21 protein-coding genes and 11 tRNA genes are annotated in these 23,959 nt (G+C 49.9%); 23 read left to right on the top strand and 9 right to left on the bottom strand.

The window, feature by feature from the left end:
- Positions 1–67 precede the first annotated feature (67 nt).
- Positions 68–1,099 (bottom strand): NADP(H)-dependent aldo-keto reductase, encoded by a 1,032-nt coding sequence (locus K7B67_RS12965; protein ID WP_252176281.1) that lies wholly within the window; start codon positions 1,097–1,099, stop codon positions 68–70.
- 272 nt (positions 1,100–1,371) lie between these two features.
- On the opposite strand from K7B67_RS12965, the gene rplM reads away from it, so the two are divergent.
- The 5 genes from rplM to K7B67_RS12940 all read left to right on the top strand — a co-directional run bounded on the left by rplM (position 1,372) and on the right by K7B67_RS12940 (position 5,167).
- Positions 1,372–1,800, top strand: a complete 429-nt coding sequence (gene rplM / locus K7B67_RS12960; RefSeq protein ID WP_252176280.1) for a 50S ribosomal protein L13 — start codon at positions 1,372–1,374, stop codon at positions 1,798–1,800.
- Positions 1,801–1,812: 12 nt separating this feature from the next.
- A complete protein-coding gene (rpsI, locus tag K7B67_RS12955) occupies positions 1,813–2,205 on the top strand; it encodes a 30S ribosomal protein S9 (protein WP_252176279.1) in 393 nt (130 codons plus the stop codon).
- Positions 2,206–2,586: 381 nt separating this feature from the next.
- The gene (gene petA, locus K7B67_RS12950) at positions 2,587–3,180 is read left to right on the top strand and encodes a ubiquinol-cytochrome c reductase iron-sulfur subunit (RefSeq protein WP_252176278.1); all 594 of its coding nucleotides are present in this window, start codon (positions 2,587–2,589) and stop codon (positions 3,178–3,180) included.
- A complete protein-coding gene (locus K7B67_RS12945; RefSeq protein ID WP_252176277.1) occupies positions 3,180–4,412 on the top strand; it encodes a cytochrome b N-terminal domain-containing protein in 1,233 nt (410 codons plus the stop codon). The genes petA and K7B67_RS12945 overlap by 1 nt, the downstream gene beginning before the upstream one ends.
- Positions 4,412–5,167: a cytochrome c1 gene (locus tag K7B67_RS12940; protein WP_252176276.1), complete on the top strand. Its 756-nt coding sequence runs from the start codon at positions 4,412–4,414 to the stop codon at positions 5,165–5,167. Before K7B67_RS12945 ends, K7B67_RS12940 begins: the two co-directional genes overlap by 1 nt.
- Before the next feature lie 86 nt (positions 5,168–5,253).
- Here K7B67_RS12940 and K7B67_RS12935 read toward each other — a convergent pair whose 3' ends face one another.
- Positions 5,254–5,769, bottom strand: coding sequence for a shikimate kinase (locus K7B67_RS12935; RefSeq protein WP_252176275.1), 516 nt, complete (start codon positions 5,767–5,769; stop codon positions 5,254–5,256).
- A 138-nt stretch (positions 5,770–5,907) separates the two neighbouring features.
- Between K7B67_RS12935 and K7B67_RS12930 the strand changes: the two genes are divergently transcribed.
- Positions 5,908–6,468 (top strand): DUF2058 domain-containing protein, encoded by a 561-nt coding sequence (locus tag K7B67_RS12930; RefSeq protein WP_252176274.1) that lies wholly within the window; start codon positions 5,908–5,910, stop codon positions 6,466–6,468.
- A 41-nt stretch (positions 6,469–6,509) separates the two neighbouring features.
- Here the strand turns inward: K7B67_RS12930 and K7B67_RS12925 are convergent, their stop codons facing one another.
- The 3 genes from K7B67_RS12925 to K7B67_RS12915 all read right to left on the bottom strand — a co-directional run bounded on the left by K7B67_RS12925 (position 6,510) and on the right by K7B67_RS12915 (position 8,850).
- Entirely contained in the window at positions 6,510–6,887 is a 378-nt protein-coding gene (locus K7B67_RS12925) for a RidA family protein (protein ID WP_252176273.1), read from the bottom strand.
- A gap of 109 nt (positions 6,888–6,996) precedes the next feature.
- Entirely contained in the window at positions 6,997–7,905 is a 909-nt protein-coding gene (locus K7B67_RS12920; protein ID WP_252176272.1) for a hypothetical protein, read from the bottom strand.
- Positions 7,906–7,968: 63 nt separating this feature from the next.
- On the bottom strand, positions 7,969–8,850 hold the full coding sequence (locus K7B67_RS12915; RefSeq protein ID WP_252176271.1) for a LysR family transcriptional regulator: 882 nt from the start codon (positions 8,848–8,850) through the stop codon (positions 7,969–7,971).
- A 471-nt stretch (positions 8,851–9,321) separates the two neighbouring features.
- Between K7B67_RS12915 and K7B67_RS12910 the strand changes: the two genes are divergently transcribed.
- From K7B67_RS12910 to K7B67_RS12850, 13 genes are all read left to right on the top strand, one after another.
- A complete protein-coding gene (locus tag K7B67_RS12910) occupies positions 9,322–10,614 on the top strand; it encodes a sodium:proton antiporter (protein WP_252176270.1) in 1,293 nt (430 codons plus the stop codon).
- Positions 10,615–10,710: 96 nt separating this feature from the next.
- Positions 10,711–12,204 carry a glutamate--tRNA ligase gene (gltX, locus tag K7B67_RS12905; RefSeq protein ID WP_252176269.1) on the top strand — a complete coding sequence of 498 codons (1,494 nt, stop codon included), beginning with the start codon at positions 10,711–10,713 and terminating at the stop codon, positions 12,202–12,204.
- A 252-nt stretch (positions 12,205–12,456) separates the two neighbouring features.
- Positions 12,457–12,532 (top strand) — tRNA-Ala (locus K7B67_RS12900).
- A gap of 48 nt (positions 12,533–12,580) precedes the next feature.
- Positions 12,581–12,656 (top strand) — tRNA-Glu (locus K7B67_RS12895).
- Positions 12,657–12,811: 155 nt separating this feature from the next.
- Positions 12,812–12,887 (top strand) — tRNA-Gly (locus K7B67_RS12890).
- 43 nt (positions 12,888–12,930) lie between these two features.
- A tRNA-Glu gene (locus K7B67_RS12885) sits at positions 12,931–13,006 on the top strand.
- A 5-nt stretch (positions 13,007–13,011) separates the two neighbouring features.
- A tRNA-Ala gene (locus tag K7B67_RS12880) sits at positions 13,012–13,087 on the top strand.
- Positions 13,088–13,135: 48 nt separating this feature from the next.
- Positions 13,136–13,211 (top strand) — tRNA-Glu (locus K7B67_RS12875).
- Positions 13,212–13,248: 37 nt separating this feature from the next.
- Positions 13,249–13,324 (top strand) — tRNA-Gly (locus K7B67_RS12870).
- Positions 13,325–13,367: 43 nt separating this feature from the next.
- A tRNA-Glu gene (locus K7B67_RS12865) sits at positions 13,368–13,443 on the top strand.
- Between the two features lie 37 nt (positions 13,444–13,480).
- Positions 13,481–13,563 (top strand) — tRNA-Gly (locus tag K7B67_RS12860).
- Between the two features lie 34 nt (positions 13,564–13,597).
- Positions 13,598–13,673: transfer RNA gene (locus K7B67_RS12855), tRNA-Gly, on the top strand.
- Between the two features lie 43 nt (positions 13,674–13,716).
- A tRNA-Glu gene (locus K7B67_RS12850) sits at positions 13,717–13,792 on the top strand.
- 15 nt (positions 13,793–13,807) lie between these two features.
- Here K7B67_RS12850 and K7B67_RS12845 read toward each other — a convergent pair.
- Positions 13,808–14,008 carry a hypothetical protein gene (locus K7B67_RS12845; protein ID WP_252176268.1) on the bottom strand — a complete coding sequence of 67 codons (201 nt, stop codon included), beginning with the start codon at positions 14,006–14,008 and terminating at the stop codon, positions 13,808–13,810.
- A 166-nt stretch (positions 14,009–14,174) separates the two neighbouring features.
- A complete protein-coding gene (locus K7B67_RS12840) occupies positions 14,175–15,740 on the bottom strand; it encodes an AbgT family transporter (RefSeq protein WP_252176267.1) in 1,566 nt (521 codons plus the stop codon).
- 367 nt (positions 15,741–16,107) lie between these two features.
- Here K7B67_RS12840 and K7B67_RS12835 point away from each other — a divergent pair, with 367 nt between their 5' ends.
- Positions 16,108–16,482 (top strand): hypothetical protein, encoded by a 375-nt coding sequence (locus tag K7B67_RS12835; protein WP_252176266.1) that lies wholly within the window; start codon positions 16,108–16,110, stop codon positions 16,480–16,482.
- Positions 16,483–16,518: 36 nt separating this feature from the next.
- Here the strand turns inward: K7B67_RS12835 and K7B67_RS12830 are convergent, their stop codons facing one another.
- Complete coding sequence (locus K7B67_RS12830; RefSeq protein WP_252176265.1) at positions 16,519–18,084, bottom strand: AbgT family transporter; 1,566 nt, start codon at positions 18,082–18,084, stop codon at positions 16,519–16,521.
- Positions 18,085–18,183: 99 nt separating this feature from the next.
- On the opposite strand from K7B67_RS12830, the gene K7B67_RS12825 reads away from it, so the two are divergent.
- From K7B67_RS12825 to pepN, 3 genes are read left to right on the top strand one after another with little or no spacing between them, the layout of a single operon-like run.
- Positions 18,184–18,453 (top strand): DUF1315 family protein, encoded by a 270-nt coding sequence (locus tag K7B67_RS12825; protein WP_252176264.1) that lies wholly within the window; start codon positions 18,184–18,186, stop codon positions 18,451–18,453.
- Positions 18,454–18,496: 43 nt separating this feature from the next.
- Complete coding sequence (locus K7B67_RS12820) at positions 18,497–19,303, top strand: DUF2797 domain-containing protein (RefSeq protein WP_252180575.1); 807 nt, start codon at positions 18,497–18,499, stop codon at positions 19,301–19,303.
- 24 nt (positions 19,304–19,327) lie between these two features.
- Entirely contained in the window at positions 19,328–21,964 is a 2,637-nt protein-coding gene (gene pepN / locus K7B67_RS12815) for an aminopeptidase N (protein ID WP_252176263.1), read from the top strand.
- A gap of 74 nt (positions 21,965–22,038) precedes the next feature.
- On the opposite strand, the gene K7B67_RS12810 is transcribed toward pepN, so the two are convergent.
- A complete protein-coding gene (locus K7B67_RS12810; protein ID WP_252176262.1) occupies positions 22,039–23,826 on the bottom strand; it encodes an alkaline phosphatase D family protein in 1,788 nt (595 codons plus the stop codon).
- Positions 23,827–23,959: the final 133 nt, after the last annotated feature.

Below are 23,959 nucleotides of genomic sequence, written 5' to 3'. Positions count from 1 at the left end.
AGGGGGGATTCTAGACTTTTGGCAGGGTGTCAGCAAGGCTGACACCCGGTGATCAGGACAGTGAAAGTCAGGGGGCCGGGTTGGGTTGCAGGGCGTGAATGGTTTCAATTTCTTTCAGTAGCGATTCTGACAACTGCAATTCACTGGAAGCCAGATTGCTCTCCAGTTGATTCAGGTTAGTCGCGCCAATAATGTTGCTGGTCACAAAAGGGCGGGATGTGACAAATGCCAGTGCCATCTGGGCAGGATCCAGGCCTGAATCCTTTGCCAGCTGAACATAAGCTTCGATAGCCTTGCGGGACTGAGGTGAATCATAACGCTGGTAGTGCGGAAATAATGTCAATCGAGCGTTTTCAGGTCGCGCACCGCCGATGTATTTACCTGAAAGACAGCCAAATCCCAGCGGTGAGTAGGCCAGCAGACCTACCTGCTCCCGGTGGGCTATTTCAGCAAGACCCACCTCAAAAGAACGGTTTAGCAGGTTGTAGGGATTTTGAATGCTGACGGTTCTTGGCAACTGCTTTTCACCGCTGATACGGAGGTGCTCCATCACTCCCCAGGGGGTTTCATTGGAAAGGCCGTACTGTCTTATCTTGCCGGCCTTAACCAGTTCATCCAGGGCTGAAAGCGTTTCTGCAATGGGCGTTCCGTCTAATCCGTCCTGGTGGGCGTAGCCGAGCTTGCCAAAGAAGTTGGTGTTACGGTCAGGCCAATGCAGCTGATAAAGATCAATGGCTTCAACGCCCAGTCGTTTCAGGCTGCCATCGATGGCCTTGTGGATATGTTCCGGTGTCATCATCCGGCCACCGTCTACATACTTCAGGCCGGGGCCACAGACTTTGCTGGCGATGACCAGATCATGGTGTTTACCACGCTGTTTCAGCCAGTTCCCGATCATGGATTCTGTGTGGGAGTAAGTTTCTTCCCTGGCCGGTACCGGGTACATTTCAGCGGTATCAATGAAATTGACACCATAGTCCACAGCTTGGTCCAGTTGCGCGAAGGCTTCCTGCTCCGTGTTTTGTTCGCCCCAGGTCATGGTGCCGAGACAAAGGGCACTGACATTAATATCGGTGCGCCCCAGTTTTCTGTATTCCATTGAAATTAAGCTCCACAGGTTTCAACCCAGTGCCAGAATAGCCCCGTATTTACCGTGTTCACAAGGGGTTTTGCAGATTATTTGTATTAGAAAGGGGTTTCATTCCTGTAAACAGGCGATATAATACCGCTCCCGTTTCCCAATTGAGCGCCCATGTTTGAACAGGTCGTTGCCGGAGCTTTTAGCCTTGCTTCGATCCCTGATCAGTTCCCTGTGAAGGGCGGCCAAGTAAGAACAGGTATTGCGTGAGCAATACTACTGAGGCGAATTTAATGAAAACTTTTAGTGCAAAACCAGAAACCGTAAAACGTGACTGGTTCGTGGTCGACGCTGAAGGCAAGACCCTGGGCCGTCTGGCTACCGAAATTGCAACCCGTCTGCGCGGCAAGCATAAGCCAGAATACACTCCTCACGTTGACACTGGCGATTACATCGTTGTTGTTAATGCCGAGAAAGTGCACGTTACTGGCCGTAAAGCGTCTGACAAGATGTATTACCGTCACACTGGCTTCCCTGGTGGCCTGCGTTCTGCCAGCTTTGAAAAGCTGATTGCGCACAAGCCAGAAATGGTCATCGAAAAAGCTGTTAAAGGCATGCTGCCAAAAGGCCCTCTGGGTCGCGACATGTACCGTAAACTGAAAGTTTACGCCGGTACTGAGCATCCGCATGCCGCTCAACAGCCACAGAAACTGGACATTTAATCGGGGGCAGCCATGTCAGTGACTCAATACTACGGTACCGGACGTCGTAAGTCTTCTACCGCTCGCGTTTTCCTGAAATCTGGTTCTGGCAGCATTTCTGTCAATGGCCGCAGTCTGGACGAATACTTCGGTCGTGAGACCGCTCGTATGGTGGTTCGCCAGCCTCTGGAATTGACCGAACTGCTGGAAAAATTCGACATCAAAATTACCGTTAACGGTGGTGGTGGTTCCGGCCAGGCCGGTGCTATCCGTCACGGTATCACCCGTGCACTGATCCAGTATGATGAGAGCCTGCGTTCTCCTCTGCGTAAAGCTGGCTACGTGACTCGTGATGCTCGTGAAGTTGAGCGTAAGAAAGTGGGTCTGCGCAAAGCGCGTAAGCGTCCACAGTTCTCCAAGCGTTGATGTCGCTGGCGTCTGTTATCAGGCGCTACAAGAAAACGCCCGCTTTATGCGGGCGTTTTTTTTGGACGAAAAAAGTGCAAAAACTATACGACCACTAATGTCTTTTGTTGCCGGAGAGGCGGGTTGTGTAAATAATGAACTTGCTAATGAATGACGGTAGCCGGATTTGATTCTGATGTTCGGGAAAACTTCATGTAAGGCTTTTGTATAGAAAGCAAAACCAGTATCATTACGCATTGCTGCCTAGGTGGGAAATATAATCAGACGTAGCTTTGACAGGGGGTTAGGAGAAAGATGCAACTCTTGTGCTCCCTGCTAAAATCCCACTCGTGAATTAAAAGAAGTTTTTGGGCATATGCCTGGATGGGGAGAGTAGGTTAAATGAGTGACAACGGCGTAAATAACAGCCGGCGCCGCTTTCTCGTGGCTGCGACTTCGGTGGTGGGGGCCGCCGGGGCCGTTGGGGTCGCCACACCTTTTATCAAGTCATGGAATCCCAGTGCCAAAGCAAAGGCAGCTGGTGCTCCGGTAAAGGTGAACCTCAGCAAGTTGGAGCCGGGACAGCAGATTGTAGTTGAATGGCGCGGTAAACCTGTGTTTGTGGTAAGACGAACTCAGGCCATGCTGGATAATATCCGGTCTCTGGACGACCAGTTGAGAGACCCCAAATCCGAGAAATCAGAACAGCCCGCGTACGCAGCCAATGAGTACCGTTCTGTAAAGGACGAGTATCTGATTCTGGTAGGTCTGTGTACCCACCTTGGGTGTTCGCCCAAATACATGCCTGAAGTCAAGCCGATGGAATTTGATCCTGAGTGGAAGGGGGGTTATCACTGCCCATGCCACGGTTCCAAGTTTGATCTGGCCGGTCGTGTATACAAGGGGGTGCCTGCGCCCACCAACCTGGAAGTGCCTCCTTATACCTTTGAGAGCGACACGTTGATTATTGTCGGCCAAGATGAGGAGAATGCGTAATGGGTAACTTCATGGATTGGCTCAACTCCAGGCTACCTGTCACCCAGGTTTGGGAAGATCATCTCAGTAAATACTACGCACCAAAGAACTTTAACTTCTGGTACTTCTTCGGCTCCCTGGCGCTGCTGGTTCTGGTTAACCAGTTGCTGACCGGTATCTGGCTGACCATGAGTTACGTGCCCAGTGCCGAGCAGGCGTTTGCTTCCGTTGAATACATCATGCGTGATGTGGAATACGGCTGGCTGATTCGCTATATGCACTCTACGGGGGCATCTTTCTTCTTTATCGTTGTCTACCTTCACATGTTCCGAGGCCTGATTTACGGTTCTTACCGTGCGCCAAGGGAGCTGGTGTGGATCTTCGGTATGGCCATTTACCTGGCACTGATGGCTGAAGCTTTCATGGGCTATCTGCTGCCATGGGGTCAGATGTCTTACTGGGGTGCTCAGGTTATTATCTCGCTGTTTGGTGCTATTCCTGTTATTGGCCCGGACCTGCAGCAGTGGATCCGGGGTGACTTCCTGATCTCTGGCATCACCCTGAACCGTTTCTTTGCCTTGCATGTTGTTGCTCTGCCCATCGTTATCCTGGGCTTGGTGGTTCTGCATATTATTGCTCTGCACGAAGTGGGCTCTAACAACCCTGACGGCGTCGAGATCAAGAAGCTGAAAGACAAGGACGGCGTGCCTCTGGACGGTATTCCTTTCCATCCGTATTACACCGTGAAAGATCTGGTAGGGGTGGCTGTCTTCCTGTTTGTATTCTGTAGTGTCATGTTCTTCTTCCCGGAAATGGGTGGCTACTTCCTGGAGCATGCCAACTTTGAACAGGCTGATGCTTTGAAGACTCCGGCGCATATTGCACCGGTATGGTACTTCGGTGCGTTCTACTCCATCCTGCGTGCGATTACCTTTGATATTGGTCCGATCGACTCCAAGCTCGGCGGGGTCATCATGATGGGCGCAGCGATTGCTATCCTTTTTGTCCTGCCATGGCTGGATCGCAGTCCGGTCAGGTCCTGGCGCTACAAGGGTGTTATCAGCAAGGTCGGCATCTTCCTGTTTGCCATGGTCTTTGCGTTACTGACCTGGCTGGGCACTCAGCCGGCAACGGTGACCTACACGCTGATTGCACAGCTTTGCACCCTGTTTTACTTCGCATTCTTCCTGTTAATGCCGTTTTATACACGATGGGAAAAAACCAAACCTGTACCGGAGAGGGTGACCGGATAATGAAAAAAACAATAATTACCCTGTTGTTTTCGCTGATCCCTGTGCTTGGATTTGCGGCTGGTGATTCAGGTTATCCTCTGGACCCGATCGAGACGGATCATTCTGACAAGGCATCATTACAACGTGGTGCCATGTATTACCAGAACTTCTGTGCAGGTTGTCACGCAACCCAGTTTCAGCGTTATGAACGTGTTGCTGATGACATCGGAATTCCACACGATCTGATGATGGCTAGCCTGATGCCAGCCTCTGCCAAAATCGGTGATCTGATGATCAACGGCATGCGCAAGGATGAAGCCAAGGTATGGTTTGGTGCTGCACCACCAGATCTGACCATGGTGACCCGTGTCCGTGGTGAAGATTGGATATACACTTACCTGCGTACTTTCTACGAAGATCCAAAGCGTCCATGGGGTGTGAATAACAAGGTGTTCCCTGATGTGGGTATGCCTCATGTTCTGATGCAGCTTCAGGGTGTTCAGATTGACAGCTGTCAGGGGGCCAGTCCCACTGAGCGTGATCCTCTGACCGGTGAAATGATCTGCGGCCTGGTGGTGGATCCTGAGCGTAAAGGCTCCATGACTCCGGCGCAGTTTGATCAGGCCATGTATGACCTGACCAACTTCCTGTCATACTCTGCTGATCCGGTGAAGCAAAAGCGTGAGGGGCTGGGAATCTATGTCCTGCTGTTCCTGATTTTACTCTTCATCGTTGCTCTGCTGCTCAAGCGTGAATACTGGAAAGATATTCACTGATTGACGGTCTGCCAGCATAAAAAAGCCCATGCCAGTGTAACTGTCATGGGCTTTTTGCTGTCTTCCCTGTAGAGATTTGCGGTGGCTCAGTCGACTTGAAGAAACGCTTTAACCTGGTCAACAATTTCCAGTGCCAGTGAATCCTGACACAGGGTTCGGCAATCAATGGTCACATCAGCGTATTTCTTGTACAGCATCACCCGTTCTTCAAACAGATCCTCAATGGTTTGATCTTCAGCGCGAGCGATACCTCGTGTATCAAAGTTATGAATGCGCTCACGAATCTGCTCAAGATCCAGATCCAGGAAAACAATGATGGATTCTTCAGCAAGATGTTTCATAGCGGTTTCGCTGTAGACAGCGGAGCCCCCTGTGGCAATTATATGCCGTTTGAGATTAACCTTGAGCAGCTCTGCTTCTTCAATGTCTCGAAGTGACATGTAACCTGACTCGTTAACAATTTCCTGCAGGGTTTTCTGTTGGCTGATCTGTATCAGTACATCAGTGTCCAGAAAGCCAAAGGCCAGGTCTTTGGCCAGAATAATGCCGATGGTGCTTTTCCCCGCACCTGGCATGCCGATCAGTGTGATATTAGTTTTCATTTTTAGTCGCCCTTGACTGCTTTCCAGATTTTGACAGTCTATTTTCAAACGTGCTGGCGTTCAACTTCAAGTCTTTGGCTGCTAATATGCTACCCTTCAAACTCCTTCGATCTTTGATCCATCTATTTTGAGCAATCCATGAGTAAATCATTAAGAGACCAGCTGATGGGCGCTGGCCTGGCGACTAAACAACAGGCGCTGAAAGCTAAAACCAGTAACAAGAAAAAGAAAAAACAGGCTGCCAGAAGCGGTGAGCTGACCGACCAGGAAAAGCGTCGCATTGAGCTAGAAAAACAGAAAGCTGAGCAGGTAGAGCGAGATCGTCAGCTCAATCGAAAACTGGAAGAAGAGCGTCAACAAAAGGCGCTTGCCGCACAAGTGTGTCAGCTGATTGAGATGAACAGCATTCCCCGGGAAGCAGGTGATGTGGGTTATAACTTTGTTGTGGGTGACAAAGTTAAAAAGATCTATGTTTCTGAAGATATGCAAAACAGACTGAGCCGGGGGCTTTTTGCCATCGGTATTCTGAGTCAGGGAGATGAGGAAGAGTACCGGGTGATTCCCGCCACAGTGGCCAGAAAGATCGAAGAGCGTGAACCTGCTGCCGTGGTTGTTCAGTCTGAAAGCCAGAGTGAGTTAACCGAGGAAGAGCAGGAGTGGTATGCGGATTATGAAATCCCGGACGATTTAATGTGGTAAGGCATCAGGGGGTTTTCAGGCCCCCTTGCTGACGAAACTGCTCACTCAGTAGCAGCGATAACTTCAATTTCTACCTTCACATCTTTAGGCAGGCGAGCCACTTCTACCAGGCTGCGAGCAGGGAAAGGGAAAGTAAAGTACTGCTTGTACACTTCATTAATGTCAGTGAAGTCGTTCATATCTTTTACGAACACGGTCGCCTTCTTGACATTGCTTAGGCTGCTGCCTGCTGCTTCCAGAACGGACCTAAGGTTTTTCAGGCATTGGTGAGCCTGTTTCTTGGTATCTTCAGGCATTTCCCCAGACTCAGGATCAATGGGGAGTTGGCCGGAGGTGAAAATCAGATTGCCAAATTGAATCCCCTGAGAGTACGGGCCAATGGCAGGTGGTGCATCCGGGGTCTCGATGACTTTATGCATAATGGTTCAGTTACCTGGGGAGATTTATTGCTTGTAGTCATGGATTCTAATCACCTGATGAGGCTTTGTCATCGTGGAAGGAGGGAGTAACGGGCCTATTTCGGTACAATTACTTAAAAGGAATACCCAGACCGCACCCATTCAGGTACTGGAATACCTCTTGGTAGCGCCTTTCGACCGAAGTATTTTTCAGGCTTCCAAACCAGAATCGCCAGACGGTGCTGCCAGCTGCGTCCGCCGCCTGAGTGCCATTGGTGCCGAAGTAGAGGGTGTTTCCGCGTTTGGTGGTCAGCACATAGGAGGCTCCTACTATATCATCTGGCATCTCGGTGCAGGCCATCTCTGCGTCATGAAGGCTGGTATCAGCAGGATTATTGATCTCTTTTTTATAAATCTGCTGTTCTTCGGGAGAGCGTTTATTCAGGCCACCTTTTATATAAGCCACATACAGATCAATAAGGGGGCCGCCCTGTGCCATCCTGCGCAAAGTGATGGTTCTGTCTTCAATGGTTTTAACCCGGTTCGGGTCATCCTGCATGGAGACAGACATAGTCTGCCTCAATGCTTTGCCAGCAGGATTGCACAGGGGGGTGGTCGGTTTACGGGTATGGATAATGGCTACGGCATGGCTGAGCTGGCCCTTGTCGACCGCATTCATCAGGCTTTGTTCAAAGGCCTTCTGAAAGTCGACCGCTACCGGGCGTGTTATTGCATCATCGCCGACAACCTGGACTTCTGACGAGTCCAACAGGGGCGTGGTGATCTGATGGGCAATATCGGCCTTGATACTGCTGTCCAGCCCTTCGTCACTGAGGATTGTGCTGGAGATATCGGCCAGTATGGTCATTTTCAGTTCATTGGTATCCAGCTTTGCCAGTGCTGCATCGCTGCTTTTCGGTGCTGGTCCGGACGTGCAACCTGTCAGCAGACCAACCGCCAGAAGCAGCACGGCAACAGCCTGAATCGTCTTGCGGGAAACGTTTCGTGGTAAACGGGAATGCTTTGGCGTGGGCTGCAAGGTATTTTCCTTGTGTTCTGTTCATCGGTAGCCCACTAAAAGTAGTCAATATTCCGGTTTCTGTCAGGCTCCCAGGGCTTTCAGCATCAGCTGAATGATGTGGCTTTGATACTTTTTCTTGTGCAGCAGTAGAGAAAGTCCTCTCTTTAATGTGATTCCGGATACTTTGACAGAAACCAGCTCACCCAACTCCAGCTCATGGCTGACGCAGAGTTGGGACACGCAGCTAATGCCCTGGCCGTACCGTACCAGCTTTTTGATGGCTTCTGACTGGTTCAGTTCCATCTTGATGCTCAGGTTAGTTAGCTTTTGACCCAGATGCTGATCAAAAATATTACGGGTTCCGGAGCCGGGTTCCCTGAGAATCCAGCTCTGTTGATTCAGTTCCTCTATCGAAGCTTCGCCCTGTTTGGCCAGAGGGTGATCGGGGTCACAGATGATCAGCAGTTCGTCTTCTTTCCAGGGAATGACGTCAATATCTTCATGTTGGCAGGGGCCTTCAACGCAGCCAATATCCAGATCAAAACTGGTGACGCGGTTGATGATGCTCTCGGTATTGCGGATATCCATGTTAAAGCTGATTTTGGGAAAGTCAGCGCTGACCCGGGCCAGGATATCGGGTAAAAGATAGTTGCCGATCGTGGTGCTGGCTCCGATTCGAAGGTGGCCCGATTCGGTGTTTTGCACATCTCTGAACAGGGTTTCTATTTCAGAGGTACGATCCAGCAACTCAGAGGCCAGGGGCATCAGCAGCTCGCCCTGATGATTGATCAGCAGTTTGTTGCCGGTTCGGTCAAACAGCTGGCAGCCCAGCTGGTTTTCCAGCTCGGCAATGGCCATGCTGGTAGCCGGTTGGGAAAGGCTGAGCTGTTGCGCCGCCAGGCGAACCTGTCCGAGACTTGCGACAGCCCGGAAGGTCTTGAGCTGTTTTAGAGTGATGTGCATGTTGAGGTTCTGGTTAGGGTGACGGTTGGTATTTTATACTGGTTGGGCGTAAGACTGAATCTGTAGATGATGTGTTCGGAGAACTATAACCACTTCACTATAAATAATCTGGAATTACCCGAGCTTGAGTTCACTGCCGCACAGGCAGCTTAGAAAAAAGGGTTTTCAGACTACGAACTCTGAAACACTATCCAAACCTGAACTCCTTTAAAAGCTTTTCAAGGTTGGTTTAATGTGTCTGCCAAGATTAAGGTAAGAGATAAGGTTCCCTTATAGCCTTTAACAGAAATCCTTATAACCCATCGTGTTAAAGGCTAGGGTAGACTCTGCACCATTCTCCCGGTCGAGCTGTCTATTCTTCTGTGGGCTGCTATCTTTCTGTCTGTACCCCGGACGCAATTGTTCTTCCTGGTTCACCCAAACCGACATAATCCTGGTATGTCTTACTGAATCGTTTCCAGAGGTTTTGAAATGCACGAAACCGGCCTCGCTACACCGGTCCTGATACTGGCTGGTCTGCTGCTGCTGGCTACCAGCTCATCCATATTATTAAAAAAACTGCGGTTTCCTTATACCATTGGCCTGGTGGTGATCGGTATGGGGCTGGGCATTCTGGCGCAGTATACCGATGCATTAGAGCCGGTATTGAAGATCGATCTGTCCCATGACCTGATCATGTATATTCTGCTTCCGGTGCTGATATTTGATGCGGCCATCAATATAAAGCCTCCACATCTGTTTCGAGAGATGACGTCGGTGCTTAATCTGGCCATCTTTGGTGTCATTCTTTCCATGCTGGTGATTGGGGTCATTATGAATGTACTGACTCCCCTCAGTTTGGCGGGAGCCATGCTGTTTGGTGCATTGATTTCAGCAACGGACCCCGTGGCGGTTATTGCGCTGTTTAAGGAAGTGGGAGCACCGGCGCGTATGTCCATGCTGATGGATGCCGAGAGTCTGTTTAATGATGCCACCGCCATCGTTATTTTCGGGATTGTGCTTGCCGTCATTCAGGCCGGTGGCGGTGTTGGTGGTGGTGTGCTGTTGAGTGGCGTCTGGTCATTTATAGAGGTTTTCTTTGGTGGGATACTGGTCGGTGGCGTCATGGGTATCGGTATGCACTGGCTGTTGAGACTGGGCAGAGACGAGCCTTTTGTGCAGATTGCCCATACCACTATTCTGGCCTATGGCAGCTTTATTATTGCTGATCATGTGCTGGGAGTGTCCGGTGTTATGTCGACCATTGCTGCGGGCATTGTCACTCGCTCAAAGTCAGGGGCTGTGTTGTCTGAACAGGTGCGCAGTTTTATTACACCGTATTGGGAGTTTATGGCTTTTATCGCCAACAGCTTGATTTTCCTGTTGCTGGGGATGAAAGAAAACCTGCTGTTCAGAAATCTGGAGCATTTGAAGATCTACTATCCCTACCTGTTGATCGCCATTGCTGCCGTTCTGATTGGGCGTCTGGTGGTCGTCTATCTGCTCCTGCCGATCTCTAACCGCCTGCCGGTGGGTCGTCCTGTGGACAATAAAACCAAGGCTATTATGTTTTGGGGTGGCTTGAGAGGGGTTGTGCCTGTCGCACTGATGCTGTCGATTCCTGACAGTATTCCTGAGAAAAAGCTGATTATTGATATGACGCTGGCCGTCATTCTGTTCTCTCTTCTGGTTCAGGGCACCACAGTCAACTGGCTGATGAGTAAGCTGGGAGTCAATCAGCAGTACAATATTGTCAGGGCAGCCATGAAAAAGCTGGGGGGATAGCCCGGCAGCTATTAGTGCTCAGTCGTCGATTCATTGTCGATAAGGTCCTGCTGGGTGTAGACTAGCGCCCACTTAAACTGTACTCGTTAATAAATCATGACTGTTCGTACTCGCGTAGCTCCTTCACCGACCGGCGACCCCCATGTGGGAACGGCCTATATTGCCCTGTTTAATATGGCGTTTGCCAAGAGTCAGGGGGGGCAGTTTCTGCTTCGTATTGAAGACACCGATCAGGCGCGAAGCACACCAGAATCTGAACAGCAGATTCTGGACTCCCTGCGCTGGCTGGGTCTGAACTGGGATGAAGGTCCTGATGTGGGTGGTCCTCACGGTCCTTATCGCCAGAGTGAAAGACGTGAAATTTACGATGAACATGCACAAACGCTGCTGGATAAGGGTCATGCTTTCCGTTGCTTCTGCACCGCTGAGCGGCTGGATGCCCTGAGAGCCGAGCAGGCCGAAACCAAGCAGGGTTCGGGTTATGACGGCCATTGCTTGCATCTGTCTGAAGAAGAAGTGCAGAGCAAAATGGCTGCAGGCGAGCCCCATGTTATTCGCATGAAGGTGCCTTCCGAAGGCAGCAGCAAAGTAGAAGATATGTTGCGTGGCACTATTGAGATTGAATGGTCTCAGGTGGATATGCAGGTTCTGGTCAAAGCGGACGGTATGCCGACTTACCACCTGGCTAATGTGGTTGATGATCACCTGATGGGCATTACCCATGTCATCAGGGGTGAAGAATGGATCAGTTCTGCACCCAAACATCAGCTGCTTTACCAATACTTTGAGTGGGATATGCCAACGCTCTGCCACATGCCGCTACTGCGAAACCCGGACAAGAGCAAACTATCCAAGCGCAAGAACCCAACCAGCATTACCTACTACCGGGATGCCGGTTACCTGCCAGAAGCACTCCTGAACTACCTGGCTCGAATGGGCTGGTCGATGCCGGATGAGCGTGAGAAGTTTAACCTGAATGAGATGGTTGCAAACTTCGATATCCAGCGCGTTTCTTTGGGTGGGCCGATTTTCGACCAGGAAAAACTGTCCTGGCTGAACGCCAGCTGGATTCGTGAGGATCTCAGCACAGAGCAGTTTGCTGACCGCCTCCACCAATGGTTGCTCAACAGCGACTACATTATGAAATTTCTGCCATTCGCCCAAGGGCGTGTAGAAACCCTGGCTGACTTCGCTCCCATGGCCAGCTTTATGTTCTCCGGAATGTTGGAACTGTCAGAAGAAGACTTTGCCCATAAAAAGCTTGAGCCGACTGAGGTGAAGAAAGTGTTGCAGTTCACCCTTTGGAGACTGGAACAACTCAGGCAATGGAACAAAGAAAACATTTTTGCGCAAGTGAAAACCCTTGCCGGGGAAATGGGATTAAAGCTGGGAGATTTTAACCCACCTATCTTTATTGCCATTGCCGGTACACCCAACTCCTGGTCGGTCATGGATTCCATGGCCATTCTGGGCGCTGATATGACCCGTGCCCGTCTGCGTCACGGGGTCAATGTTCTGGGCGGATTGTCCAAAAAAGAAACCAAGCGTTTCGAAAAAGAGTTCAGAGCCTTGGGGACCGAGTCTGAGTAAATCGGACTTATTCTTTTCAGAAAAGGCCGGTTTTTTCCGGCTTTTTCTTTTTCAGGGCGGGAAGTTTTCTGTGAAGCCTGAGCGGTAAAGCATCCAGCGAGAAAAACTGTATAACCATCTGCTTCCATTAAACATTTTTTCATAAGTGAGCTTGACAGGTTGGGGGGGTATCCATATTATTCGCCCTGCGTTTCGGGGCAGCCAAACAACTTCTCGGAAAGAGAAGGGCAAGCCGGAGCGATTAAAGGTTTTGGGGCTATAGCTCAGCTGGGAGAGCGCAACACTGGCAGTGTTGAGGTCAGCGGTTCGATCCCGCTTAGCTCCACCAATATTACACCTTCTTGGTTTTATTAAGATGGTGTTATCAAGATAGTGTGTCCCGTTCGTCTAGTGGCCTAGGACACTGCCCTTTCACGGCAGTAACAGGGGTTCGAGTCCCCTACGGGATGCCATCTTCAAAGTCAGTGAGTAGTATTTTTACTGATTTTCATGACCGGATAAGTCATTAAACTGCGTCGCTCAGTTCATCGTTGAATGGATTGATTAAATGGGAGGTGGGTCTCGTTTCCCGCTCCGGACTTTGAAGAAGTCCTAAATTATCTTCACTGCGGGAATAGCTCAGTTGGTAGAGCACAACCTTGCCAAGGTTGGGGTCGCGAGTTCGAGTCTCGTTTCCCGCTCCAGATTAAAGGCTGTATGCAAAAGCATACTGACACAAAAGATTGTGTCCCGTTCGTCTAGTGGCCTAGGACACTGCCCTTTCACGGCAGTAACAGGGGTTCGAGTCCCCTACGGGATGCCAATTTTGGGGCTATAGCTCAGCTGGGAGAGCGCAACACTGGCAGTGTTGAGGTCAGCGGTTCGATCCCGCTTAGCTCCACCAATATTACACTTTCTTGGTTTTATTAAGATCGTGTTATCAAGATAATGTGTCCCGTTCGTCTAGTGGCCTAGGACACTGCCCTTTCACGGCAGTAACAGGGGTTCGAGTCCCCTACGGGATGCCATTTTAAGACCTTGAAGAAGTCACTAAATATCTTCACTGCGGGAATAGCTCAGTTGGTAGAGCACAACCTTGCCAAGGTTGGGGTCGCGAGTTCGAGTCTCGTTTCCCGCTCCAGATCAAAGGCTGTATGCAAACGTATACAGACACAAAAGATTGTGTCCCGTTCGTCTAGTGGCCTAGGACACTGCCCTTTCACGGCAGTAACAGGGGTTCGAGTCCCCTACGGGATGCCATTTTAAGACTTTGAAGAAGTCCCAAATTATCTTCATTGCGGGAATAGCTCATTTGGTAGAGCACAACCTTGCCAAGGTTGGGGTCGCCTCAGAGTTAGAGAGTGAGTCTCGTTTCCCGCTCCGGACTTCGAAGAAGTCCCAAATCATCTTCATTGCGGGAATAGCTCAGTTGGTAGAGCACAACCTTGCCAAGGTTGGGGTCGCGAGTTCGAGTCTCGTTTCCCGCTCCAGATCAAAGGCTGTATGCAAACGCATACAGACACAAAAGATTGTGTCCCGTTCGTCTAGTGGCCTAGGACACTGCCCTTTCACGGCAGTAACAGGGGTTCGAGTCCCCTACGGGATGCCATATTTCCTTCCGAAATCAGAACATATAAAGACCAATCACAAAAACAATGCCCGGCAGGAAGAAGCCCAGTAGGGCACCGGATTCCCTGTCGCCCCAGCGCCTATCGGAGATTTCTCCCATTATGTAGGTAGCGGCAATCCAGACCAGCAAGCCCACAGCCAGAACAATCCAGCCAGTGATCGACATTTCTTCAAGAATTTGATGCAGATTGAACATTACAGCCTCTTAGATATTGAATTTTATAATCCATGTCTTTTAACACTAGTGCAGCATAGACCGGCTTAAGGAAAGCGCACGGTCATCACACTGATTAATTAGAGTGGCTGCAGAGGCGTGAGTTCCCTTTGAGACATAGCCGCGACCTATTTCCCTGTAATTCCGTTTAATGCGGAGGGTAGACATAATGTCCCTGGATACCCAGTGGCAGGCCCAGAGCCCAGTAAATCAGCAGAAAAACAGACCAAAGCACCAGCAAGCTCAGAGAGTAAGGCATCATCAACGAGGCCAGACTGCCAATGCCGGTATCTTTAACATAACGCTGGCAATAGACAACAATCAGGGGGAAGAAGACCATCAGGGGGGAGATAATATTGGAGACTGAGTCTCCTACACGATAAGCCGCCTGGGTCAGCTCAGGGGCAATACCGACCGCCATCAGTATGGGAATCAGGATCGGGCCAATCAGAGCCCATTTGGCGGAAGCCGAGCCGATCAGAAGATTGATGATAGCGGTCAAAAGAATCATAAAAATAATGGTGACCTGTCCTGACAGGTTCATGGCCTCAAGCACCTCTGCACCGCTCAGCGCCAGCAGAGTTCCCAGGTTGGAGTCATCAAAAGAAGCCAGAAACTGGGCACAGAAAAAGGACATCACCATATAAGACCCCATGTCTGACATGGTTTCCCCCATGGCATTAATAACATCTTTAGCATTTTCGTAGGTGCCGGCCACTAATCCGTAAACAATGCCCGGCAACACAAAGATCAGGAAAATCAGGGGGACAATAGACTTCATCAGGGGGGCAGCCAGACTGGTCAGTTCTCCATCCGGCGAACGCATGGGTGAATCCTCCGGGAAAATATAGAGAGCCAGTAATAACAGACCCACAAACATGGCAAGGCTGGCCAGTTTGAAAGCCTTGCTCTCCAGCTTGGTGTAGCTGCCCATATCGGTCGCTTCATCAGCGTCGTGATCAACAGGTACATGCCAGTCCAGACGGGGCTCTACTATTTTGTCGGTAATAAACCAGACCACCAGAACCACCAACAGGCTCGATGCTGCTGTGAAGAAGTAGTTGCACAGTGGATTCACCTGATAATCAGGGTCAAAAATCTGAGCGGCCGATTGGGTAAAACCCTGCAAAAGTGGGTCGGTTCCTGTAGGTACAAAACAAGCCGAAAAACCTCCCGACACACCCGCAAAGGCAGTGACAATGCCGGCCAGAGGGTGTCGGCCAGCGGCATGAAAAATAATCCCTCCCAGGGGAATAACCAACACGTAGCCTGCATCGGCAGCCAGATGGCTCAGTATGGCAACGACGACCAGTATCGGGGTCAGCAGCTTTGTGTGTGTGACTCTGAGTAGTTTTTTCAGACCGGTGTTAATAAAGCCTGACTTTTCCGACACACCCACGCCCAACATGGCGACAAGAACAATGCCAAGGGGAGCAAAATGGGTAAAGTTATTCACCATCGTGGACAGGGCGTTGGCCATCGCATTGCCGGTCAATAAATTGTTGACGGCAATGGTCTGGCCCGTAGTGGGATGAATCATTTCAATGTGGAATTGCGCCAGAACAGCGGAACAGATCCACACAATGATCATGCCATAGAAGAACATCAATGCAGGATCGGGAAGTTTGTTACCAACTCGCTCAACAGTGTTAAGGAACCGGTCCATCCAGCTGTTATGGTCTGGATCATTTGGCAGGGGGGGTGTCTGGCTCATGGTATTTCAACAGCTTGAGTGAAAGGGGCTCAACCAGACAGGAAGATCAATGATAGACAAAAATGAGCGGGGTGCAGGCTGAGATTGATCCACCTGATGGCTGTTGAGTATTCATTCTAGCAGCCTGTTCAAGCGCCACAGATCTTATCTTTCGCCTATGCTGAGAGTCTCATTAATAAACGATAACTCTCAGATAGGGTAATGCGTCATGAAAAAATATGGGTACAGCCTGTTGGTTCTTTCACCGTTGGTTTTTGCAATTGGCTTTGAGGTTCCACCTTATCCGAGCTACGACACAGCTTTTTATGGGCGTGGGATTACTCCGTGTGCCATTCCAGCAGGTACCTACAGGCTGGATGCTCAATATATGGCCAGATTACATAACATCAGTATCAACAAACTGATCCTGAAACTGCATGTAAATCCTGGTGGCCTTATGGTTCTGACCCTGCAATTAAAACCGAATGGCAGAGAAGAGAATTTTTTGGTGAATCCCTATGGCAACTCAGCGGATTTAAGCAACCTGTGCACTGGCAATTCTTTCAGCTTTTGGTTTCAAAACATCAACCTACATGGGAAAAAGCTAAGCGGGGAGATTAATGGGGAATTCATTGCAGCGGGTTATAAGGACTATCTGAAAGTGCGAGGCAGGGTGGAGCGATACGACCCTTCATGGCAATCCAGAGTCACTATAACGCTTGCTAACCACCAAATGAAACTGGCCTACCCTTACGTTGAATAAGATTTAATGCCCAGTGCCTGTCCCCTGTAGTTCCTTTTAATGCGGAGGGTATCCGTAATGTCCCTGGATACCCAGCGGCAGGTCCAGAACCCAGTAAATCAGCAGGTAAACAGACCAGAAAAGCAGCATATAGATACAGTAAGGAACCATCAATGAAGCCAGGCTGCCAATGCCGGTATCTTTAACATAACGTTGGCAATAAACGACCATTAACGGAAAGAAATTCATCAGGGGTGAGATAGTGTCGGTGGCTGAGTCGCCCACACGATAGGCCGCCTGAGCTAGCTCAGGCGCAATACCAACAGCCATCAGCATAGGGACCAGAATGGGGGCAATCATAGCCCATTTGGCAGAAGCCGAGCTGATCAGAACATTGATAGTAGCGGTGAGAAGAATCATGAGAACGATGGTGAACTGCCCTGACAAGTTCAGGGCTTTAAGCGCCCCTGCACTGCTTAGTGCCAGTAGAGTTCCCAGGTTAGAGTCATCAAAAGAGGCCAGGAACTGGGAGCAGAAAAAGGCCATTATCATGTAACTTGATATTTTCGATATCGTCTCACCCATGGCGCTAATAACATCTTTGGCTTTTTCAAAAGTACCTGCCACTAATCCATAAACAATACCCGGTACCACAAAGATCAGGAAAATCAGGGGTACGATGGATTCCATCAGGGGGGCGTCCAGAGTAGTCAGGTCTCCATCAGGCGAACGCATAGGTGAATCTTTCGGAAATATAAAAAAGGCCAGCAACAACAGGCCTGCGAACAAGGCGAGGCAGGCTATTTTAAAAGCTTTGCTTTCCAGAGAGGTATAGCTCCTCATATCTGTGGCTTTTTCAATATCGTGATCGATAGGAGCATGCCATTTGAGTCGGGGCTCCACGATCTTGTCGGTAACAAACCAAATCACCAGCACCAGCAATACGCACGATGACGCTGTAAAGAAATAATTACAGAGCGGATTCACCTTATAGTCAGGATCAAAAGTCTGGGCGGCAGATTGGGTGAAAGCCTGTAAAAGCGGGTCGGTACTGGTGGGCACAAAGCAAGCCGAATAGGTTCCGGAAACGCCGGCAAAAGCAGTGACAATGCCGGCCAGAGGGTGACGGCCTGCGGCATGAAAAATAATGCCTCCCAGGGGAATAACCAATACATAGCCAGCATTAGAAGCCACGTGACTCAGTATGGCAACAACAACCAGCACCGGAGTCAGTAACTTGTCGGGTGTTTGCCTAAGCAGCTTTTTCAGGCCGGTATTAATAAAGCCTGATTTTTCCGCTACACCCACGCCCAGCATGGCGACCAGAATAATGCCTAGAGGAGCAAAATCGGTAAAGTTTTTCACCATGGTGGACAAAAATTTGGCCATGGCTTCGCCGGTCAGTAAATTGTTGATACCAATGGGATGGCCTTTAATGGGATGAATGACATCAAAGTGAAATTGCGACAGAACCGCTGAACAGAGCCAGACAATGATCATTCCGTAAAGAAATATCAACGCAGGCTCGGGAAGTTTGTCACCAATTCGCTCAACGGTATTAAGGAATCGGTCCATCCGACTGTTATGATCTGGATCATTCGGCAGAGGAGGTGTCTGGCTCATGGTATTTTTTCCGATGGGGCAGTGCAGACTGCGTTTTTCGCTTGCGGCGATTTGGTAGTATCATCCTTTCCTATTTACAGATGAGGGTAAGAGGATTTGATGCAGTTAAAAGACTTTCTGGCTCAGATGACGCCGGAAATCTATCAGAACATGAAGCAGTCACTGGAGCTGAGCCGCTGGCCTAACGGTGACAGGCTGACACCGGATCAGAGAGAAGGCATTCTGGAAGCCCTGATTGCCTGGGAGCACGACAACCTGCCGGAAGAAGAGCGTACTGGTTATATGCCTGTGAGCTGCAAGAGTGCACCTGATAAGAGCGCACCCGCACAGTATAAGCCTGAAACCACCATTTTGCGCTTTAAAGACTGAGGTAGAGAACGTGACACAAAGCCTGAATGGCGCATTGCGCAAGATGGAATCCGTACTGAAAGACGGTCAGCCGGTGGAGTACCAGTTGCCTGTGGGCGATGAACTGTTGCCCCTGAACGAACTGATGGGACAAAAGCTGACCCTGGAATACCAGGGTGAAATTAACTGCTGTCACTGTGGCCGCAAGACCAAAAAAAGCTTCAGCCAGGGTTTTTGTTATCCCTGTTTCAAAAAGCTGCCCCAGTGTGACAGCTGTATTATGAGTCCTGAAAAGTGTCATTATCACGAAGGCACCTGTCGGGATGCCGCCTGGGGTGAACAGTTCTGTATGACCGATCATGTCGTCTATCTGGCCAACTCTTCGGGACTAAAGGTAGGCATCACCCGCGCGACCCAGGTACCAACCCGCTGGGTGGATCAGGGGGCGACACAGGCCCTGCCTTTTATCAGGGTTTCTACACGACAACAGTCCGGTTTAATCGAAACCCTGTTCAAAGAGTTTGTGAATGATCGAACCAACTGGCGTGCCATGTTGAAAGGAACGGCAGATCCCCTGGATCTCAAAACCCAGGCCAGCGATCTGCTGGAGATGAACCGTTCACGGCTGGAAGCCCTGCAGGAACAGTTTGGATTGCAGGCCATAACACCGGTGACTGATCCGGAAGTCGTTGATATTCGTTATCCGGTAGAGCAATATCCTGTGAAAGTGACGTCTATGTCCTTTGATAAAAAACCGGTTATTGAAGGTGTACTCATGGGTATCAAGGGGCAATACCTGATCCTTGATACCGGCGTGATCAATATTCGCAAACACACTGCTTATCAAGTCAATGTATCAATCGCTGCCTGATCTGCACGGAGAGGAAAATAGAATATGAAAGATGCCCAACCCAGAGCCATTTACCTGAAAGATTATCAGGCTCCCAATTATTGGATTGATACCACTGACCTGACTTTCGACCTGTTCGAAGATCATGCACTGGTGACCTCGGTACTCGGCGTGCGTCGTAATGAAGAACATGGGCAGGATACCCCTGATCTGACTCTGGTGGGCATCGACCTGGAGCTGATCAGTGTCTTTATCGACGGCGCTGAGCTGACATCAGAGCAGTATATCCAGGGTTCTGAAAGCCTGACTGTCCCGGTTACCCGCAAGGCGTTCACCCTGACGGTGGTGACCCGTATTCGTCCCCAGGAAAACACGTCTCTGGAAGGACTGTATAAATCCAACGGCATGTTCTGCACCCAGTGTGAAGCAGAAGGTTTCCGTAAAATCACCTATTACCTGGATCGCCCGGATGTCATGTCCAAATTCACCACTAAGGTGATTGCTGATAAGGGCCGTTACCCGGTGCTGCTGTCCAACGGTAATGATATTGCCCGTGGTGAGTTTGAAGGTGGACGACACTGGGTCACCTGGGAAGACCCATTTAAAAAGCCCAGCTACCTGTTTGCCCTGGTTGGCGGTGATCTGGAAGTGGTAGAAGACACCTTCACGACCATGAGTGGCAGGGAAGTGGCGCTGCGTATTTTCACCGAGTCTCACAATATCGACAAGTGTGACCACGCCATGCTTTCCCTGAAAAAGTCCATGAAATGGGACGAGGAAGTGTATGGCCGTGAGTACGATCTGGATATTTTCATGATCGTCGCGGTGGATCATTTCAATATGGGGGCGATGGAAAACAAGGGTTTGAACATCTTCAACTCTTCCTGCGTACTGGCCAGCCCCGATACCGCTACTGACGCCAGCTATCAGCGTGTAGAAGCGATCGTTGCCCATGAGTATTTCCATAACTGGTCTGGTAACAGGGTCACCTGTCGTGACTGGTTCCAGCTGAGCCTGAAAGAAGGTTTCACCGTATTCCGTGATGCTGAATTTTCGGCCGATATGAATTCACGGGGCGTCAAGCGGATTGAAGACGCTTCGATAATGAAGACGGCACAGTTTGCTGAAGATGCAGGCCCCATGGCCCATCCGATCCGTCCGCAGTCGTTTATTGAGATTTCCAACTTTTACACCCTGACCGTTTACGAAAAGGGTTGTGAAGTGGTTCGCATGATTCAGACCATTGTCGGTAAAGATAATTTCCGCAAAGGTTCAGACCTGTACTTTGACCGTTTTGACGGCCAGGCAGCGACCTGTGAAGACTTTGTAAAAGCCATGGAGGATGCTTCCGGTGTCGATCTTGGTCAGTTCCGTCACTGGTATAATCAGGCGGGAACGCCGGTTGTTACCGTGACCGATCATTTTGACAAGGACTCAGGTCAATACGTTCTGACAATCGCCCAGAGTTGTCCGGCTACTCCGGGTCAGGACAGCAAGCTGTCTTTCCATATTCCTGTAGCGGTTGCCCTGCTGGACAAGGAAGGCAGGGCTCTGCCTTTGAACGAAGCCGGAGACACTGAGCAGGTTCTGCATCTGACAGCGGCTGAAGAAACCTGGACTTTTGAAGGGCTGACTGAAAAGCCATTGCCTTCTATTCTCAGAAACTTTTCTGCGCCCGTTCGTGTTAACTACGACTACCGTCGTGAAGACCTGGTATTCCTGATGATGTACGACAGCGACGGTTACAATCGCTGGGATGCAGGCCAGCGTCTGGCCACTGCGGTGATCGAAGATCTGGTTAAAGGCCAGTTGAATGAAGAAGACTCTGCAATTGATTCAAGACTGATTGAAGCTTTTGGTGTCGTTCTGGCCGACGAAGAGCTGGATAAAGCCGTTAAAGCAGAAATGTTGAAACTGCCCTCCGAAGCGAGCCTGGCAGAGCAGGCTGAAGAAATTCACCCTCTGCAAATCTGTGAATCCAGAAGTCGTGTTCGCAAAGCCATTGCTGAGGCTCATAAAGACAAACTGCTTGAGCTCTATCGAACTCTGGAGCTCAAAGGCGATTACCGCCCGCAAGCCGGGGATATTGCCAGACGTACCCTGAGAAATATCTGCCTCGGCTACCTGGTTGAACTGGAAGACGACAGTCTGCAACAACTGGCTGAAGACCAGTACAGAAAGGCCAGCAATATGACCGACCTGCGTGCTGCCCTGGGAGCCGTGGTTAATTCCAGCTATCAGAACCGGGAAACCATTGATTCGCTGCTGAATGACTATCTGAGTCGTTACCAGGAGGATGCCGTGGTCATGGACAGTTGGTTTATGCTGCAAAGCAGCAGCCCGTCTCTGGGTACACTGGAGCATGTAAAAGCACTTCAGGCCCATAAATCTTTCGACAGCACCAGCCCGAACAAGCTGAGAGCGTTGATTGCCGGGTTTACCAGCGGAAATATGAAGCAGTTCCATTCTGGCACCGGTGAAGGCTATGAGTTCCTGGCAGACTGGATCATCACCCTGGACAAACAGAACCCACAAACCGCTTCACGTCTGATGACCCCACTGACACGCTGGAAGAAATTCGAGCCGGTGGTGCGGGAACGCATGAGAAAAGCACTGGAGCGGATCAAGGCGGTGCCTGATTTGTCTACTGATATTTATGAAGTAGTGACCAAGAGCTTGTAACTCTTGCCTCTCTAACGTAAGGACGGAGCTTATAGCTCCGCCTTATCCAATACAGATGTGTGGCAATAACCGAATCAAGTCAACTGAATCCCGGGGTTATGAGCCAGACTCTCTGCACACTGACGTCTTTCTTCCAACTCTTTGTAGTCCGTTGAACCAATGGTATCGACAAAATTCCATATTGAAGAAACCTTTTCTGGCGTAAAGGTCACCGTCATAAATCCACGGTTATTGGCATTGGCGTATTTCAGGTCATCAACGGTATTTACGATCCACTCCTCTGTAGGAACAACATCCTCGGGAGCAATGCTCAGGTAACTCTCTAATCCGGGTGAAGTGACGGAGGCGGACGCAAACTCAACGCCTACCAGATCGCCGTGACTGTCTTTCAGGTCATTGGCCCAGGCATTGTGTGTGTCACCGGCAAGAACAACAAAGTTTTTACTAAGTTTTTTAGCCATGCTGAGCACCACTTCTCTTTCGTAAGCGTAACCGTCCCAGGCATCCAGGTTGTAGGGCACGTGTGGCGCTTGTAACAGTGTTAATACTCTGTCGGTTAATCGGTGTTCATTTTCGTCTAAATGAGCCTGCTCCTCGTCAGTGAGGGGTGGGTATCCGATTTCTGCCCTTTTCTTTAAAACGGTAAGGGCGACGAACTCGGCATACATATCAATCGTCATTTGTCGTGTTGCTATAGCGGCTGGTATGCTCATTCTTCCCATCAGAATTTGCTGGCCTAATACCTGCCAGGTTGCTGTGGCGACAGACATTTCATCGTGCAACCAGGATAATTGGTCTGACCCCAGCAAAGCCCGGTCTTCTCTGTAAAGATCAGCATTGAGTTGATCAATATCAATTTCCCCGGTCGTTTCATTAAGATAAGTGCCGTAGTTCAACTGTTGGGCACGTGCCACCACCCGGGTATCCAGCATGTACAAGTCGACTAACTGACCGAAGCGAAACTTACGATGGATAATTTCGTTATCACCTTCAACAACAGGACGAATGGGCAGCCATTCAAAATACGCTTGCAGTGCTGCCAGCTTGCGTTGTTCGAATGAACCTTCCTCTTCCTGATGATTTCCGGCGCCCTCCAGCCAGGTATCGTTGGCTACTTCATGGTCATCCCAGACAACAATAAAGGGTACCGTGGCGTGTAATGTTTGTAGTGATTCGTCCGTTCGATATTGTGCGTAGCGGGTACGATAATCTGTCAGCGTTATGATCTCGTGGGCAGGATTAGCGACACGTCCCAGTTTTTCGGCATCGCCGGCTGCGGAGTCTTCAGGCCCATATTCATAGATGTAGTCCCCCAGGTGCAGTACTGCGTCCAGGTTTGGTTTTTTCGCAGCCATGTCATAAACGTTAAAATGGCCGGCAGGGTAATTTGAACAGGACATCACCGCAAGCGTGACTGACTCAACATCGACCTCGGGCAGTGTTCTGGTAGTACCGACGCTGGACGTAACACCTTCGGCAATAAAGCGGTAGTAATAGGTTGTGCCAGATGTCAGGTTTATCGCGTCGACCTTGAGGGTGTAATCCGTTGCGCCACTGACTCTGGCGGCGCCGTTTGTGACCAGGTCTGTGAATGCTTTATCAGTGGCTACTTCCCATCTTACCAGTACTTCACCGGTGTACCCTTCTTCCGTCGGTGTTACCCGTGTCCAAAGAATAACGGCCTCTTGTGTGGGGTCACCACTGGCCACGCCGTGTTGAAATTCCACCGAAATGGGGGTGGGTGCGAGAGACTCAGTATTCGTATCCGTGCAAGCAATCAAACCGTTTGAAACAACCGCTAATCCGATACCGCGAGAGGTCAGCTTCAAAAAATGCCGACGGGATATGCTTTTTGTTTTCATTGTTACTTCTGACTCAGTCCAACAGAAAAGCACATGTTGTATTTGTTTTGTTACGTGCTTATTAAGGATTGATAGAATTTTTAAGACAGTTCTGAATTCAGGTCATACGTGCTGCCTTGCAACTCTAGTCACA

This window comes from Endozoicomonas sp. 4G (assembly GCF_023822025.1).
GTDB lineage: Bacteria > Pseudomonadota > Gammaproteobacteria > Pseudomonadales > Endozoicomonadaceae > Endozoicomonas_A.
Note: the sequence above shows the minus strand (reverse complement) of the source record. Positions and strands in the feature narration are given on the sequence as shown.

Bases quoted from the DNA above. Each gene is read 5' to 3' on its own strand.
- K7B67_RS12835 (WP_252176266.1), top strand. From the start codon at position 16,108: ATGGCCAGATTACATAACATCAGTATCAACAAACTGATCCTGAAACTG.
- rpsI (WP_252176279.1), top strand. From the start codon at position 1,813: ATGTCAGTGACTCAATACTACGGTACCGGACGTCGTAAGTCTTCTACC.
- K7B67_RS12910 (WP_252176270.1), top strand. From the start codon at position 9,322: ATGCACGAAACCGGCCTCGCTACACCGGTCCTGATACTGGCTGGTCTG.
- gltX (WP_252176269.1), top strand. From the start codon at position 10,711: ATGACTGTTCGTACTCGCGTAGCTCCTTCACCGACCGGCGACCCCCAT.
- K7B67_RS12845 (WP_252176268.1), bottom strand. From the start codon at position 14,008: ATGTTCAATCTGCATCAAATTCTTGAAGAAATGTCGATCACTGGCTGG.
- K7B67_RS12930 (WP_252176274.1), top strand. From the start codon at position 5,908: ATGAGTAAATCATTAAGAGACCAGCTGATGGGCGCTGGCCTGGCGACT.
- rplM (WP_252176280.1), top strand. From the start codon at position 1,372: ATGAAAACTTTTAGTGCAAAACCAGAAACCGTAAAACGTGACTGGTTC.
- petA (WP_252176278.1), top strand. From the start codon at position 2,587: ATGAGTGACAACGGCGTAAATAACAGCCGGCGCCGCTTTCTCGTGGCT.
- K7B67_RS12925 (WP_252176273.1), bottom strand. From the start codon at position 6,887: ATGCATAAAGTCATCGAGACCCCGGATGCACCACCTGCCATTGGCCCG.
- K7B67_RS12840 (WP_252176267.1), bottom strand. From the start codon at position 15,740: ATGAGCCAGACACCCCCCCTGCCAAATGATCCAGACCATAACAGCTGG.
- K7B67_RS12965 (WP_252176281.1), bottom strand. From the start codon at position 1,099: ATGGAATACAGAAAACTGGGGCGCACCGATATTAATGTCAGTGCCCTT.
- K7B67_RS12830 (WP_252176265.1), bottom strand. From the start codon at position 18,084: ATGAGCCAGACACCTCCTCTGCCGAATGATCCAGATCATAACAGTCGG.
- K7B67_RS12915 (WP_252176271.1), bottom strand. From the start codon at position 8,850: ATGCACATCACTCTAAAACAGCTCAAGACCTTCCGGGCTGTCGCAAGT.
- K7B67_RS12945 (WP_252176277.1), top strand. From the start codon at position 3,180: ATGGGTAACTTCATGGATTGGCTCAACTCCAGGCTACCTGTCACCCAG.
- K7B67_RS12810 (WP_252176262.1), bottom strand. From the start codon at position 23,826: ATGAAAACAAAAAGCATATCCCGTCGGCATTTTTTGAAGCTGACCTCT.
- K7B67_RS12825 (WP_252176264.1), top strand. From the start codon at position 18,184: ATGCAGTTAAAAGACTTTCTGGCTCAGATGACGCCGGAAATCTATCAG.
- K7B67_RS12820 (WP_252180575.1), top strand. From the start codon at position 18,497: ATGGAATCCGTACTGAAAGACGGTCAGCCGGTGGAGTACCAGTTGCCT.
- pepN (WP_252176263.1), top strand. From the start codon at position 19,328: ATGAAAGATGCCCAACCCAGAGCCATTTACCTGAAAGATTATCAGGCT.
- K7B67_RS12935 (WP_252176275.1), bottom strand. From the start codon at position 5,769: ATGAAAACTAATATCACACTGATCGGCATGCCAGGTGCGGGGAAAAGC.
- K7B67_RS12940 (WP_252176276.1), top strand. From the start codon at position 4,412: ATGAAAAAAACAATAATTACCCTGTTGTTTTCGCTGATCCCTGTGCTT.